General features: G+C 72.9%; 15 protein-coding genes and 1 riboswitch. Of the genes, 5 read left to right on the forward strand and 10 right to left on the reverse strand.

Features of this window, described 5'->3' with window-relative positions; genetic code table 11:
• Positions 1–56 precede the first annotated feature (56 nt).
• Positions 57–485 carry an ATP-binding protein gene (locus C3492_RS12470; RefSeq protein ID WP_181140351.1) on the forward strand — a complete coding sequence of 143 codons (429 nt, stop codon included), beginning with the start codon at positions 57–59 and terminating at the stop codon, positions 483–485.
• A 4-nt stretch (positions 486–489) separates the two neighbouring features.
• On the opposite strand, the gene C3492_RS12475 is transcribed toward C3492_RS12470, so the two are convergent.
• Complete coding sequence (locus tag C3492_RS12475) at positions 490–828, reverse strand: STAS domain-containing protein (RefSeq protein WP_103811822.1); 339 nt, start codon at positions 826–828, stop codon at positions 490–492.
• Positions 829–1,081: 253 nt separating this feature from the next.
• On the reverse strand, positions 1,082–2,671 hold the full coding sequence (locus tag C3492_RS12485) for a PP2C family protein-serine/threonine phosphatase (protein ID WP_103811823.1): 1,590 nt from the start codon (positions 2,669–2,671) through the stop codon (positions 1,082–1,084).
• Positions 2,672–3,153: 482 nt separating this feature from the next.
• Here C3492_RS12485 and C3492_RS12490 point away from each other — a divergent pair, with 482 nt between their 5' ends.
• Positions 3,154–3,399: a hypothetical protein gene (locus C3492_RS12490; RefSeq protein WP_103811824.1), complete on the forward strand. Its 246-nt coding sequence runs from the start codon at positions 3,154–3,156 to the stop codon at positions 3,397–3,399.
• Between the two features lie 30 nt (positions 3,400–3,429).
• Here the strand turns inward: C3492_RS12490 and C3492_RS12495 are convergent, their stop codons facing one another.
• The 8 genes from C3492_RS12495 to C3492_RS12525 all read right to left on the reverse strand — a co-directional run bounded on the left by C3492_RS12495 (position 3,430) and on the right by C3492_RS12525 (position 10,146).
• Complete coding sequence (locus tag C3492_RS12495; RefSeq protein ID WP_103811825.1) at positions 3,430–4,197, reverse strand: family 16 glycosylhydrolase; 768 nt, start codon at positions 4,195–4,197, stop codon at positions 3,430–3,432.
• A gap of 86 nt (positions 4,198–4,283) precedes the next feature.
• Positions 4,284–5,693 (reverse strand): FAD-dependent oxidoreductase, encoded by a 1,410-nt coding sequence (locus C3492_RS12500; RefSeq protein WP_374938340.1) that lies wholly within the window; start codon positions 5,691–5,693, stop codon positions 4,284–4,286.
• Positions 5,694–5,728: 35 nt separating this feature from the next.
• Positions 5,729–6,883, reverse strand: coding sequence for a polysaccharide pyruvyl transferase family protein (locus C3492_RS12505; protein ID WP_258055654.1), 1,155 nt, complete (start codon positions 6,881–6,883; stop codon positions 5,729–5,731).
• A 321-nt stretch (positions 6,884–7,204) separates the two neighbouring features.
• Complete coding sequence (locus C3492_RS44575; protein ID WP_181140336.1) at positions 7,205–7,378, reverse strand: hypothetical protein; 174 nt, start codon at positions 7,376–7,378, stop codon at positions 7,205–7,207.
• Positions 7,379–7,403: 25 nt separating this feature from the next.
• Positions 7,404–7,760, reverse strand: coding sequence for a PRC-barrel domain-containing protein (locus C3492_RS12510; protein ID WP_103811827.1), 357 nt, complete (start codon positions 7,758–7,760; stop codon positions 7,404–7,406).
• 64 nt (positions 7,761–7,824) lie between these two features.
• Positions 7,825–9,042 carry a spore photoproduct lyase family protein gene (locus C3492_RS12515; protein ID WP_103811828.1) on the reverse strand — a complete coding sequence of 406 codons (1,218 nt, stop codon included), beginning with the start codon at positions 9,040–9,042 and terminating at the stop codon, positions 7,825–7,827.
• 122 nt (positions 9,043–9,164) lie between these two features.
• A complete protein-coding gene (locus tag C3492_RS12520; RefSeq protein WP_103811829.1) occupies positions 9,165–9,401 on the reverse strand; it encodes a DUF2945 domain-containing protein in 237 nt (78 codons plus the stop codon).
• A 127-nt stretch (positions 9,402–9,528) separates the two neighbouring features.
• Positions 9,529–10,146 (reverse strand): hypothetical protein, encoded by a 618-nt coding sequence (locus tag C3492_RS12525; RefSeq protein ID WP_103811830.1) that lies wholly within the window; start codon positions 10,144–10,146, stop codon positions 9,529–9,531.
• A 335-nt stretch (positions 10,147–10,481) separates the two neighbouring features.
• A riboswitch (cobalamin riboswitch) is annotated at positions 10,482–10,562 on the forward strand.
• A 130-nt stretch (positions 10,563–10,692) separates the two neighbouring features.
• Here C3492_RS12525 and C3492_RS12530 point away from each other — a divergent pair.
• The 3 genes from C3492_RS12530 to C3492_RS12540 are packed head-to-tail and all read left to right on the forward strand — an operon-like array spanning position 10,693 to position 13,525.
• On the forward strand, positions 10,693–11,748 hold the full coding sequence (locus C3492_RS12530) for an iron ABC transporter permease (protein ID WP_258055655.1): 1,056 nt from the start codon (positions 10,693–10,695) through the stop codon (positions 11,746–11,748).
• Between the two features lie 2 nt (positions 11,749–11,750).
• A complete protein-coding gene (locus tag C3492_RS12535; protein ID WP_103811831.1) occupies positions 11,751–12,518 on the forward strand; it encodes an ABC transporter ATP-binding protein in 768 nt (255 codons plus the stop codon).
• 8 nt (positions 12,519–12,526) lie between these two features.
• Entirely contained in the window at positions 12,527–13,525 is a 999-nt protein-coding gene (locus C3492_RS12540; protein WP_103811832.1) for an ABC transporter substrate-binding protein, read from the forward strand.
• Positions 13,526–13,570: the final 45 nt, after the last annotated feature.

The following is a 13,570-nucleotide window of genomic DNA, read 5'->3' on the forward strand; positions in this document are numbered from 1 at the left end:
GTATGGACCCGGTCACATCGGGACCCGGTGGTGACGGCGTGACCGGTCCCGAACCGATGCACGAAATCGTCCCGCTGGACGGTCAGGGTGGCTGCATCGCCGAGGCACGTCGCCACGCGGCCGACTTCCTCGCCCGGGTGCAGCGCGAGTACGGGTTGCCGGTGTCGGACCGGGCGATGGACCTGACCCGGCTGGTGGTCAGCGAGCTCGTGACCAACGCGCGCAAGTACGCGCCGGGTCCGGTGCTGCTGGAACTACGCCTCGTCGGCGGACTCGTCGAGGTGGTCGTGTGGGACGGCGATCCGACGCTGCCGATGGCACGGCCGGCCGACCCGGGCCGGGTCGGGCAGCACGGACTGGAGATCGTGATGGCGGTCGTCCAGGGCTTCGAGGTGCAGAGGGAGCCGGTCGGCAAGCGCGTCACCGCCCGAATCGCCCTGGCCGACGGCCCGGACGACACCCTCACCGGCCGCTCCCCCCGCTAAGCCCTCAGGGGGCGTCGTCCGCGCGCAGGGCCCTGGCGCGGGAATCGGTGAAGGTGAAGTGCTCCCGGGTGCCGGTGAGGGCGAACAGCCGCTCGACCGTCGGATGGAGGGGGCCGAGCAGCAGCAGCGCGCGGTTCGTGTCCCGGTGGCGGCGCCAGGCGTCGAGGAGGGCGTTGAGCAGTCCGCTGTCGGCGAAGGTGACCTGGGAGAGGTCCACCAGGGTCACGGGACGCGCCGACTCGTCGGCTTCGGCCCAGGCGGCCTGCAGCAGATCGCTCTCCTCGTAGTCGATCTCGCCGCGCACCGTGATCTCGAAGACTCGGTCATGGCAGGTCAGCCTCACGGTAGCCCTGCGTTCCCACTGCATCGCGTCGTCCCCGTGCGCCGTCGGTCGGTGGCCCGCGCGGCGCGGTGCCGCCAGGCATTGCGTGGTTCTCCTACCCAGCCCCGATCATAAGTTGCCTACCGGCAAGTATTCGCCGTGGAGACGGGACGGTCGGTCAGGGCGGCGGTGCCGCGCCGGAGCAGGTGCAGGGAGCGGGGGAAGTCGCGCAGCTGGTGTCTCAGGGCACCGAGTGTCGTCGCCGGGGGAGCGGTCACGGAATGCCCCGGTAGGCCGTGGAGCGGGCGCGACCCTGGTCGTCCGCCGCCGTCCGGTCCGCCGCGCGGGGCGCGCCGATGGCCACGGTGGCGATGTCGTCGTGGCCGCCCGGCCCCAGCCACTGGGCGGTCAGCATCTGGATCCGCTCGACCACCGCCTCGGCCGGCAGCCCCGCGCACTCCGCGAGGACCCGCTTGAGCCGGTGCTCGCCGAACAGTTCGTCCCCGAGGGGACCACCGCGGGCTTCGGTGATGCCGTCGGTGTACAGCAGACACGTCTCCCCGGGGTGCAGCGTCACCCGGGCGGTGGCGGCGGTGACCTTCGGGAGGGCGCCGATCAGTGATCCGCGCGTGGCGGCCTCCTCGACGGTGCCGTCGGCACGGACGATCAGCGGGGGGAGGTGCCCCGCGCTCGTGAGCCGCAGCTCCACCTCCCTGCCGCGCCGGCGGACGGACGCCAGGACCAGGGTGGCGAACCGGGTGTGGGGGGAGGACAGCAATGCCTTGTTGAGCAGGGTCAGCATGCGTACGTGGTCGGTGGCCAGCGGCAGCAGCGCGTGCAGCGTGTTGCGGATCTTGCCGGTCAGCACCGCCGCGTCCAGGCCCTTGCCCGCCACGTCTCCGAGCGTGACCAGGCTCTCCTCGGCGGGTCCGGCGCCGGGATGGACGTCGTAGAAGTCGCCCCCGATGTGTTCGTTGTCCCGCGCCGGGCGGTAGGCGCCTGCGTACTCCACCCCGTGCACGCTCTCCAGCCGTGGCGGCAGCAGCTCCCGCATCAGCGTGGCGGTGATCGAGGACTGTTCCGTGAACAGACGGGCGGCCGACAGCGCGGCCCCGGCCCGGGCCGCGAAGAGCCGGGCGAAGAGTTCGTCGTCGTCGCTGAACGCCTGTTCACCGCTGGAGCGGAGGAGGACCAGCGCACCGGCGGACACGCCGTGCCCGGGCAGCGGGGCGACGATGACGGAGCCCACCGGCTCCCGGAAGCCCGCCGGACGCGACCAGCCGGGCAGGCGGGCCGGGTCGATCCAGCGCGCGGGTACCGGCGGGAACCCTTGCAGCGCCTCGGCCAGTCCGGGGAGGTCGCACACGTCGACCGACGCGGTCACCCGGGTCACCGGCCCACCACGGAAGGCGTACGTGAGCGGGTGCCGGCGGCCCTGCGGCGGGGCGACGAGCACAGCCGCCTCGGCGAGGTGATCGGTGGCCATGCGGGCCGTGGCCTCCAGACACCGGGTCAGGTTCAGCGTCGACAGCAGCTGGCTGGAGACGTCGGCCAGGAGGGCGGTGCGTCGGCGTGTCCCGGCCAGGGTGGCCTCCGCCAGCCGGCGGTCGGTGTCGTCGACGAGCCACCACACCACGTCGCCCTCGTCCGTCGGGGTCGGGTGTGCCTCGAAGAACCGGTCCGCGACGGCGCCGGACGTCCGGACCGCGGCACCGGACGTCCCGTCCGTGAACCGTCCGTGTGCCTCCGCCAGCCAGGACGGCACGGTGTCGCGGAGCTTGTCCCCACGGGCGGCGTCGGACCACAACCGCCGGGCCGCGCGGTTCAGTTCGACCAGGCCCCCGTCCCGGTCGGCGACGAGCACCGGGTACGGGGCATGCGCCCAGGCCGCACCGGGGCCGGCCGCGACGCAGCGAGGATCTACGGGGGAGCCGCTGGAACCGAGCACACGCGGGGGCGCCGTCCGGGACGCGCCCCACCACCTCTCTGCGACGGAAAACAGATGTCTTATGGCAACAGTCCCGCATGACGCCCCCCGGCGCAAGCAGCTCTCGACGTTCCCGGTTGACGCGGCCCGGGCGCCGCGAAGAGGGCGCCGCCCGGACCCGGCAGGGCCCCTTGGCCACGCGTACGCGTTGCCCCAGGCGGCAGACTCCCCGGCGGTGTGGCACGCGCCTCGACGAGGAACCCCTGTCCTCGCCATCGACGATCAGCATGCCGGCCGGAGACGGATCGGGGGTGGCTGCCCCCTGGAGCGCGGTCGCCTCGTCCCGAGGGGTGGACAGGGCGTGAAGGGGTGCGGCGGGGGAACCCGGCCGGTGCCGACGAACGGATCGGAGGACGGCCATGACGGGACACAGCGACGAGCCCGCCGAGCGGTTCACCCGGGCCCGCGACGAGGAGGAGCCCGGAGCCCACTCGGGCAGCGAGAGCCAGGCCCGCGACCGCACGATTCCGGGCACGGCCAGTGCCAAGGAGGGCTATCAGCCCGAGGAGGGCACAGCGACCGGCGAGCCGCTGCGGGGCGTACGCGCCGAGGACCGGCCGGGGGAGCGCCGGCCGGGAGACGCGGAGACCGGCTCCGACCGGTAGGGAGGGCGCACCGGGCCGGACGGCGCGGTGTCACCCGGCGGGGCCGCCCACGGTGGCGGCCCCGCTGTGCTCACCGCTGTCGTCCCCGCCGCCCGCGCCGGGACGCCGTACGACGAGACTGCTCACCTCGAAGCTCATCTCGGTCGTGTCGGGATCGGGTGGCGGGTGGTAACGGCCTGCGCTCACGGAGAGGTTGACGATGAGATGGGCGTGCCAGGCGCGGCCCACGCCCCGCCCGTCCGAGAACACCCGCGTGCCGTTCAGCCACCAGACGACCGAACGGCGTCCGAAGTCGGTGCGCAGGTCCACCCAGGCGCCGGGACCGACGGCGTCGTCGTGCACATAGCGCTCGGCGCCGCGTACATGGTTGGTCAGTTCCAGCAGGTCCGGGTGGTCCGGGTGGTATTCGAAGACGTCGATCTCCTGGTCGCCGTCCCGCCAGGTCCAGATGGCCGGCCAGGCGCCGATCTCCCGGGGGAGCCGGACGCGGGCCTCCAGCACGTCCCCCGACCGGACCGTGAACCCCTCCTCGCTCCCCTCGGTGGTCAGCAGCCCCGTGTTCCATCTGCCGTCCGGCCGGCGCGTGGCCCGGAAGACCCCGGAGCGGCTGTGGTCGGCGTCGGACACCAGGTAGTCCAGTTTGTCGTCGCCCGGATTGACCGGGCCGCCGTCCGGATAGGCCCACGAGCGGCCCGCGACCCACTGCGTCTCCGAAGCGAAGTCCGCCGTGAACACGACGTCGGATCCGGTCGGGCGGCGCGGAGCCGGCAGGGGGCCGCCCGGTGCGTGTTCGTCCATGCCCGATGTCTCACCGGCGGTCGCCCGGTCATGCGCCCGGGCCCCGATCCGGCGCCGAGATTGAGCCGTCCGGGTGAACGGACGGCTCAGCGCAGACTGGCGCCCTGGGCGCGCAGCTCCCGCTGGACCGCGTTCACCGGGACGTCCCGCGGCTGCCGCCCCTGGGTCGCCGCCAGGGCCGCGCAGACGCCCGCCGCCTGCCCGGTGGCCATGGAGATCGGCATGACGCGGTAGGAGGAGTGGGCCACGTGGTCGCCGGAGATGCAGCGGCCCGCGACCAGGACCCGCTCCACCCCCCGGGGGAAGAGGCAGCGCAGCGGGATGTCGTACGACTCCCCGCGCGGCAGCCGCTTCAGCGTGGTGCCGCGGCCGCTCGGGTTGTGGATGTCCACCGGGTAGGCACCGCGGGCGATCGCGTCCTGGAAGGTGCGGGCCGTGAGCACGTCGTCGCCCGTCAGCCGGTACTCGCCCACGATCCGCCGCGTCTCCCGGACGCCGACCTGGACGCCGCTCTGCACGACGTAGGAGTCCGCGAAGCCCGGTACGCGTTCGCGCAGGAAACGGGCGATCTGCGCCATCTGCCGGTGAGCGGTGAACTCGGCCCGGGTCAGGTCCCACACGCTGGTGCCGAGCACCTCGGTGATACGGGTCGAGTTCACCGCCACCTCGCCGGCGTTGGGGGTGGCGAAGAAGAGCACGTCCTCGCGGGGCAGGTCCAGCTCCCCGGCGTCCGTGGCGGCGCGGACCAGGTCCCACAGTCCGTGCACGCCCCGCCACTGGTCCGGGTGGGCGCGGGTGTAGGCGGTGAAGTCGTCGTGGTCGAAACGGGCCATGCGGAACATCAGTGACATGGGCTGCGTCCAGCCGTCCTCCGGCCGGCCGACCTCGTACGAGGCCCCCGCCGCCGCGGCGATGTCCCCGTCCCCGGTGCAGTCGACGACGACGTCCGCGTCCATGACGAGGGGACCGGACTTCGTCTCGAACACCGCACGCGCCCGGTCCGGCAGGCTGAGGACGTCGGAGGCGAACGAGTGGAGGAGCGTGCGGACCTCGTGCATCTCCAGCAGCTCGTACACCACCAGCTTGAACAGCTCCGGGTCGAAGGGCACGGTGTAGCCGGTCTCCAGTGCGGGCCGGATCGCCGCTCCCGCGCGCACCAGGTGGTCGAGCAGCACCCACAGCACCCCGCCGACGACCGGCTGGCCCTCGCCGTGATCGGGCGGCAGCAGACGCGTGGTGTCGCCGGGCACGGCCTGCTTGACCTCGTTGTGGAAGCTCATCAGGGGCATCACCAGCGCCGCGGTGGCGTTGCCGCCGAGGAACCCGTAGCGCTCGACGAGGACCACCTCGGCGCCCGCGTTGGCGGCACCCAGAGCCGCGCTGATGCCGGCCGGCCCGCCGCCGATCACCAGCACCTGCGTCGACCCCGCGTGCAGCGCCTTGCGCGGCGGGAGCTCCACCGTCCTCGGAACGCGGGGCGGCATCAGGTAGGACACGTCTCACTCCCTCGGAGAACCGGTGGCCGTCGGCCTCAGCCCGCGGCGGAGGCCACCACGGGCACGCCGCCGGGTACGACGTCGTGCGGGGCGGCACCGTCCAGATAGGCGAGGAGCCGCTCTGCCGTCCGTGCCGCCCGCAGCCGCATCTCCGCCGTCCGCACGGCCGTGTCCGCCACCCGGGCCTCCCGCTCGTCCCACAGGCGGTCCACCTCCGCCAGCAGCAGCCCGGCCGTCTCCCGGACCACACCGCGCAGGGCCGGCGCGCCGATCTGCTGGGCGAAGTCGAAGACCTTGCCCGCGTAGGGCAGGGGCAGCAGGGGGATCCCGGCCAGCGCGGCGAAGACGAGGAAGTGCAGCCGCATGCCGACGGCCAGATCGAGCTGCTCGACGATGTCGAGGACCTGCTGCGGCCCGTGATCGCCGTGCAGCACCGTGCAGCGGTCCGCCTCGGCCATCCGCGACACCACCGCGTGGGCGTGCCGCATGTCGCCGCGTTCCATGGAGACGAAGACGACATGGGCGTCCAACCGGTGGACCAGGAAGTCACCCACACTGGCGAGGAGCTGGTGGTACCCCTCCTCGTCCAGGTGCTCCGCGGCGCGCCCGGGTTCCCGCACGCTCATGCCCACCAGCCGCACCCCGCGCGGTACGGCCTCCGCCCGCAGCAACGCCGCACCACGGCCGCCGGGTTCCAGCAGCAGCGCCGGATCGGCGGTGACCAGGACGGGACGGTCGAGACCGGCCTCTTCCAGCACGAGCTTCGACTCCTCGTCGCGCACCGTCACCTCGACCGCGTCCGACAGCACCGTACGGACCCACGCGCAGTCCGACTCGTCGGTGAGCGGCCCCGCCCCCACGGCGTAGGTGAAGACGGGCACGCCGAGGTCCTGCGCGGTACGGGCCGTCCGCAGATAGCGCCGCGCCTCGGTGTCGTAGAGGATCCCGCCGCCACCGAGGACCAGGACGCTCAGCCGGCGCAGGTGCGCGGAGATGCCCTCCCGGCAGACGCCCTCCCACCCGACGACCTCGACATCCGGATGGGCCCTGCGGGTGTGCCGGGGATCGCGGGAGAAGACCACGAAGCGAGTGCCCGGCCGGCCTGCCCGGACGCGGTTCAGCAGGGCGGTGAGGATCGCCTCGTCGCCCACGTTCCGGCCGCCGTAGGAACCCAGCACGCCTACGGTCATGCCCTGCGCACCATCCACGGCCGCTCCCTGCCGTACGACCCTTATGAGCATGTCTGTACCAGCTTGCCGTCGTCCGCGGGGAACGCGCGACCGCGTCGCTCGGCGCTCAGGGGCCTCGTTCGCGGGGGGAGGCTCACGTCCGGCCGGCCCGCGACGCACGACTGCCCGTCCACGGGAGCCGGGGCGTCGACGAGCGCCGGACGGAGCAGCCGGCCGCGGAGCCGTCCGGCGGCTGACCGGCCGGGACGCCCCCGCGGCCGGGTCCGGCGAGGGACGACGTCCCGCGCCGGGGCGGGTCGCGTGCGGGGTGGCCTTGGCCGGTCAGCGGAGCACGCGGTGGCTCCTGCCTCCCCGGCGGAAGCGCACCGCCGCGTAGACGAGGTCGAGGACGAGCACGACGGCGCCGATGACCAGCAGGTAGAGCAGGCCGTGGACGACGAATCCGATGATGCCCAGGACGACGGCCACGAGGATCAGGAACAGGAACAGAGTCATCGGGTCTCCCGGCGTTCTTCCGTGCTCAACGGCGGGCCAGGCGCCGCTCGCCGCCGGCCCCCGGGGTATAGGTCAGCTCGTAGTGGGCGAAGACGTCCGGCTCCTCGGCGACGGGCAGTTCCCCGTCGGTGTCGATCGCCGGGGCCTTCTTGACCTGGTCCTTGCTGTGGGTGACCTTCAGGTAGCCGGGACCGACCGTCGCACCGGGGAGCGGCACGAACACCAGGCGGCGACGGGTGGGCATGCCCACGATCACCGTGGCGAAGAACGGCTGGTCGGTGGCCGTGTCCACATAGACCGACTCCAGGACGCCGATCTTGTGCCCCTTGGGGTCGACGACGTCATGACCTCGCCACTCGCGGATATCGGATGCCTCGAACATCAGAACCTCCTCTGCGGGGGTACCCACGATCGGGCCGGTGATGTGGCCGCGCCATCCGAATGCCTCAGAAGGCGTACCGGATGCGCAGCCAGGGGACGTGGGACGCCAGGAGGTCCCGCAGGGTCCGTACGGCCTCCGCTTTGACGCCAGTGGCGTAGCGGACGTTCAGCGCGCCGTTCTCCGAGCGTTTGCCCTCTTGCAGGGCGGGCTGCCACAGCACTTCCTCGGCGCGGGGGTGCCATCCGAGATTGACCTCGTGCAGCTCCCGGTTGTGCGTGAGCATGATGACTTCGGCGGCCGCCTGCCGTTTGACCCTGTCGGGCAGGGCGTCGTCGAGATGCCGTAGCAGTTCGGTCCAGGCTTCCTGCCAGCCCGGGCGCACCACCACGGGGGAGAGGTTGAAGTGGACTTCGTATCCCGCGTCCAGGAAGTCCGCCGCGGCGGCGATCCGGTCCCCGACCGGGGAGGTCCGCAGATCCAGCAGGTTCGAGTCCGCCGAGGGCATCAGCGAGAAGCGGATGCGCGTCCGGCCCCGCGGGTCCAGGGCCAGCAGGTCGGGGTTGACGAACTTGGTGGCGAACGACGCCTTGGCCGTGGGCCACTGGCGGAAGGCACGGACGAGATCCGCGGTGTTGTCGCTGACGAGCGCGTCCACCGAACAGTCGCCGTTCTCCCCGATGTCGTAGACCCAGGCCGACGGGTCGCACTGGTTGGGGTCCCGTTTCCGGCCCTGCCGTGCGATGTGCCGTGCCAGGTGGGCGATGATGCCGTCGATGTTGGTGAAGACGGTGATGGGGTTGGCGTACCCCTTGCGCCGTGGCACGTAGCAGTACGCGCAGGCCATCGCGCACCCGTTGGAGGCGCTGGGGGCGATCCAGTCGGCGGACCGGCCGTTGGGCCGCGTCGTCAGTGTCTTCTTCTCGCCCAGGACCAGTGTCTCCCCCTTCACCCGCACCCAGCGCTCGACGTTCCCCTCGTTGCCGTGCAGCCCGGGGATGCGCCAGTGGGACTCCACCTCGATCACCTCGGCCCGGGGGAAGCGGGCGAGGATCTGGCGGCCGCGTGCGGAGGCGGCGGCGGCCGGCTCGGCGTAGACGGTCCGTACCGGCAGGAGGCGGCGGGCGACCGCGGAGTCACGGAACGAGCGCTGGTGCTCCGCCCCGTGCCCGGGAGCCGTGCCGCCCCGGCCGGTCGTGCGCGCGCCGGGCGCGGCGGTGCCCAGCGCGTCGACGTCGAACAGGGTGTCGGGGCCGTCGTCCGGTCCGGCGGAGGGGTACCGCATCTCTGCTCCGCTCGGGAAGGTGCCTGGTGGAGTCCTCACTCCACTGTAGGCATGCGGCGCAGCGGTGGTTCCGCGCGCCCGGCACAGGAGCAGGTGTCTCCGCTCCCCGCCCGCGACCGGGCCTACTTCTTCCTCTTGAGTGCGGACGGCTTGTGCACCGCCGAGCGGCCGGACTTGTCGCTGCGCACCTCGTACTGCGGGTCGTCGGACGAGGCGTTCACCGTGCGTCCCGCCGCCTCGGTGCGCTCGGTGATCTTCTTCTCCACGGTGCCCGTGGTCTCGCTTCCGTGACTGCGCCAGGCGACCTTGTCGCCCTTGGACAGCTCGTTCTCGCCTGACGCGCGCTTGGCCTCGGCCATGGTCGTACTCCCGGGAACAGAGGTTCCGGCGTGCCGGTGGTTTCCGGTACGTCCTCCTACCACCGTGCCGGGAGAGGGCGCGGTCCGCACCTGAGGGCCCGGCCGGCCCTCTCCTGGGCCGCAGAGGTCAGGAGAGCTTGCCGACCGCCGTTCGGGTGGTCGTCTTGAAGGCCTTGACCGGGGCGTCGCGGAACGAGCCCATCTGGGACCACTTCACGACCGTCACGGTCCTGCCGGCGCGGCCGACCGAGAACAGGGCGATGTCGGAGGCGCCCCAGGTCGCGGTGGTGTGGACGCCGTAGACGTGGGCGCCGTCCGCCACCTTGACCTTGCCGTAGTACTTCTTGGCCGCCGTGATGTCCGGGAACTGCGACCGGAGCTTCTTCGCGCAGCCCGCGAGGTCCTTGCGCAGCAGGCCGGCGAAGTCGGCGGCGCGCTGTGCGTCGCGCTCCACCACGGTGACCTGCAGTGCGTTGGTGTCGAGGTCCGTCCAGTAGACGCGGTGCACGGAGATCGACGGCAGGGCGTCCCCGACGCAGATCGGCAGCGGGTCCGGCTGGCCGGCGGTGACCGGCCCGGCGTACCAGGGCGACGACGGGTGGGGCGGCAGGTCCGCCGGGTCGAGGAAGGCGGGTGCGTCGGCGGTGCCGGCGGCAGCCGTCGCCGGCACCGCCGCCAGCGCGAGGGCGGTGCCGGTGGCCAGGGCCGTCAGAGTGTTACGGAAGCCACGCGTCCGGATCGTCATGCTGTCCCCCTGTGCGGTGTGATGCGCCGGATGCCGGTGAGGACGGGTTCCTCCCGGCCGTCATGTGGAGTACGACCCGTCACGGGAGCGGTTCGTTGTGCGCCCGTGTGGCACGGAACGGTCACGGACGTCACCGTTCGGTGCTTGCACCCGCCTCTCGCCCGGGCCCAGCCGGACGGGCAGGCTGCGCACGCCGCGGGCCACGCGAGCGGGGCTGTACGACACCCGGTGACCGGCCGGCCGGGGCCGGCGGGCGCTCCCCGTCCCCGGCTCTACCGACCGCCGGTAGGCGCGCCCACGGTGAACGGTGCGTTAGGCTCCCCTTGCCTCCCGTGGGGGAAGTCCGGTGAGAGTCCGGCGCTGACCCGCAACGGTGTGTGCGGGGACCTGTGGTCCTCGCGCGAGCCCGATCGCCCGCGGAGGGGTCAGCGACCCGTTTGACTGCTCGCCGCGGACTGCGAGAGGGGGGCCGCGCGGCCGGTACGGCCGTACGGGCTGTCCCTGTTTCGACGTCCCGCGGCAGCCCGTGCGAAGGACGGCCCCACCGTGCGTCGAAGAACGGCCCCCGGCCGGATACCCGCGCTGCCGCTCGGCCTGGGGCTGGCAGTGCTGCTGGTGCTCTCCCTCCTGTGCGGTGTCGCACTCGGGGCCGCCGGAATCGGCTGGGCCGACGTGCTCCGCCTCCTGTGGGCCGGGCTCACCGGCGGCACCGTGCACACGAACGACGCGGCCCCCTACACCATCGTCTGGGAGATCCGGCTGCCCCGGGTCCTGCTCGCCGCCGTCATCGGGGCGGGGCTCGCGGCGGTCGGCGTGGCCGTGCAGGCCATGGTCCGCAACGCGCTGGCCGACCCGTTCGTCCTGGGCATCTCCTCCGGCGCGGCGGTGGGCGCCAACGCCGTCATCCTGCTCGGCGCGCTGGCGGGACTCGGGGTGTGGGCGCTGTCGGTGTCGGCGTTCGCCTCGGCGCTCGGGGCCATGGCCCTCGTGTACGCAGTGGCCCGCTCGCCGCACGGACCGACCCCGCTACGGCTGATCCTGACGGGCACCGCACTGGCGTACGGCTTCGAGGCCGTCACCACCGTCATGGTGTTCGGCGCCGCCCGGGGCGAGGCGGCCCGGTCGGCGATGATGTGGCTGCTGGGCAGCCTCGGGGGCGCCAACTGGGCGCAGTTGCCGCTCGCCGCGGTGACCGTGGCCGCCGGATGGGCGTGGCTGCGATGGCGTGCGGAGGCGCTGAACGCGCTGTCCATGGGCGACGAGACCTCGGCCGCCCTCGGCGTCCCACCACCCCGGCTGCGGCGGGAACTGTTCCTGGTGACCGCGGCCGTCACGGGAACCGTCGTCGCGGTCAGCGGGGCCATCGGCTTCGTCGGGCTGATGGTGCCGCACGTCGTGCGCATGCTGGTCGGTGCCGACCACCGCCGGGTGCTGGCGGTGGCCCCGCTCGCGGGAGCGGTGCTGCTGGTGTGGGCGGACGTGCTGTCCCGGCTGCTGCTCGCCCCGGCCGAACTGCCGGTCGGGGTCATCACCGCGGTGGTCGGGGTGCCCGCGTTCCTGCTGCTGATGCGGCGGGGCGGTCACGCGTTCGGAGGGCGCTGAACGTGCGACTCGACATCGACCAGGTCACGATCGAGGCCGCCGGAACCCGGCTGGTCGACCGGATCCGGCTCGCCGTGGACAGCGGGACGTTCGTCGGGCTCGTCGGCCCCAACGGCAGCGGCAAGTCGACCCTGCTGCGCACCGTGTACCGGGCGCTGCGGCCGACCGCCGGGACGGTGCGGCTGGACGGCGACGACCTGCACGCCCTGGACCCGCGGGCCGCCGCCCGGGCGCTCGCCGCGCTGCCCCAGGAGTCCTCGGCCGAGTTCGACTTCACCGTCGCCGAGGTGGTCGCCATGGGGCGGCTGCCGCACCGCGGCCGCACGGCCGCTTCGGACCGGGAGATCTGTGCGCGGGCGATGGACCGCACGGGCGTCGCCCACCTCGCCGACCGGGGGTTCTCCGGCCTGTCCGGAGGCGAGAAACAGCGGGTCCTCATCGCCCGCGCGCTGGCGCAGCAGCCCCGGGTGCTCGTCCTCGACGAACCCACCAACCACCTCGACATCGCTCACCAGTTGGACGTCCTCTCCCTGGTCCGGGACAGCGGGCTGACCGTGCTGGCCGCGCTCCACGACCTCAACCTCGCCGCCGCCCACTGCGACGTCCTGTACGTCATCGACGAGGGCCGGATCGTCGCCGCCGGACCACCGCACGAGGTACTGCGACCCGCTCTGCTCGCCGAGGTGTTCGGTGTCCGAGCGCACCCGGTGCGGCATCCGGTGACCGGCGCCGTCCAGCTCCTGTTCGACCTGCTCCCGCCCACCACCTGAGGATCACGATGCGCACGCTGCTCGCCGCCGCCCTCTGTCTCGCCGCGACCGCCACCGGCTGCGGCGCCACGGTCGAGTCCGCCGGGGACGGGAGATCCCCGGCGGTCACCCTCACCAACTGCGGCCGTGAGGTGACCTACGACAAGGTCCCCGAGCGCGTCGTCACCAACGACGTCGGCATCACCGAGCTGATGTTCGCGCTCGGCCTTCAGGACCGCATGGCCGGCTTCGCCATGCCCGACGACAAGGGCGACCTGAGCCGCGTGCCGTGGAAGGACGGGTACGACAAGGTGCCCTGGCTGTCCAAGGACCGGCTCACCAAGGAGAACGTCCTCGACGCCCGCGCCGACCTGGTCGTCGCCGGCTGGAACTACGGCTTCCGCGAGGACGGCGGCTTCACCCCCGACGCCCTGGAGAAGCTCGGCATCCCCTCGTACGTCCTCACCGAGTCCTGCCGCAACGGCCGTACGAAGACCTCGCGGGGCATCATGCCGCCCCTGGACGCCCTCTACACCGACCTCACCAACCTCGGCAGGCTGTTCGGTGTCGAGAAGCGGGCCGAAGCGCTGATCGACGGCTTCGAGGAGCAGATCGCCGACGTGCGGGCGAAGGCGCCCAAGGGGGCCGACCGTCCCTCGGTCTTCCTCTACGACAGCGGCCAGGACACACCCTTCACCTCCGGCCGCTACGCCGCCCCGGAACAGATCATCACGGAGGCCGGCGGCGTCAACGTCATGCACGACGTGGCGGACTCCTGGACCACGGCCGGCTGGGAGAGCGTCGTCGAGCGCGACCCGGACGTCATCGTGATCTGCGACTACGGCGATGTGAGCGCCGAGCGGAAGAAGAAGTTCCTGCTCTCCTACGCCCCGCTGCGCGGCGTCTCCGCCATCAGGCACCGGCGCATCATCGCCCTCGACTACGCCGACCTGGTGGAGAGCCCCCGCAACCCGTCGGCGATCGCCCGGCTCGGCGCCTATCTGCGGACGGTGACGGGGGAGGGGTGACCGCCGTCGGAGTGCGGACCGGCCTGTACGACGGCGGTACGGACC

This window comes from Streptomyces sp. Ru62, from assembly GCF_002920615.1.
GTDB lineage: Bacteria > Actinomycetota > Actinomycetes > Streptomycetales > Streptomycetaceae > Streptomyces.

Coding starts and splice junctions, on each gene's coding strand:
- C3492_RS12470 (WP_181140351.1), top strand. CDS start 57: ATGCACGAAATCGTCCCGCTGGACGGTCAGGGTGGCTGCATCGCCGAG.
- C3492_RS12490 (WP_103811824.1), top strand. CDS start 3,154: ATGACGGGACACAGCGACGAGCCCGCCGAGCGGTTCACCCGGGCCCGC.
- C3492_RS12495 (WP_103811825.1), bottom strand. CDS start 4,197: ATGGACGAACACGCACCGGGCGGCCCCCTGCCGGCTCCGCGCCGCCCG.
- C3492_RS12505 (WP_258055654.1), bottom strand. CDS start 6,883: ATGACCGTAGGCGTGCTGGGTTCCTACGGCGGCCGGAACGTGGGCGAC.
- C3492_RS44575 (WP_181140336.1), bottom strand. CDS start 7,378: ATGACTCTGTTCCTGTTCCTGATCCTCGTGGCCGTCGTCCTGGGCATC.
- C3492_RS12510 (WP_103811827.1), bottom strand. CDS start 7,760: ATGTTCGAGGCATCCGATATCCGCGAGTGGCGAGGTCATGACGTCGTC.
- C3492_RS12515 (WP_103811828.1), bottom strand. CDS start 9,042: ATGCGGTACCCCTCCGCCGGACCGGACGACGGCCCCGACACCCTGTTC.
- C3492_RS12520 (WP_103811829.1), bottom strand. CDS start 9,401: ATGGCCGAGGCCAAGCGCGCGTCAGGCGAGAACGAGCTGTCCAAGGGC.
- C3492_RS12525 (WP_103811830.1), bottom strand. CDS start 10,146: ATGACGATCCGGACGCGTGGCTTCCGTAACACTCTGACGGCCCTGGCC.
- C3492_RS12540 (WP_103811832.1), top strand. CDS start 12,527: ATGCGCACGCTGCTCGCCGCCGCCCTCTGTCTCGCCGCGACCGCCACC.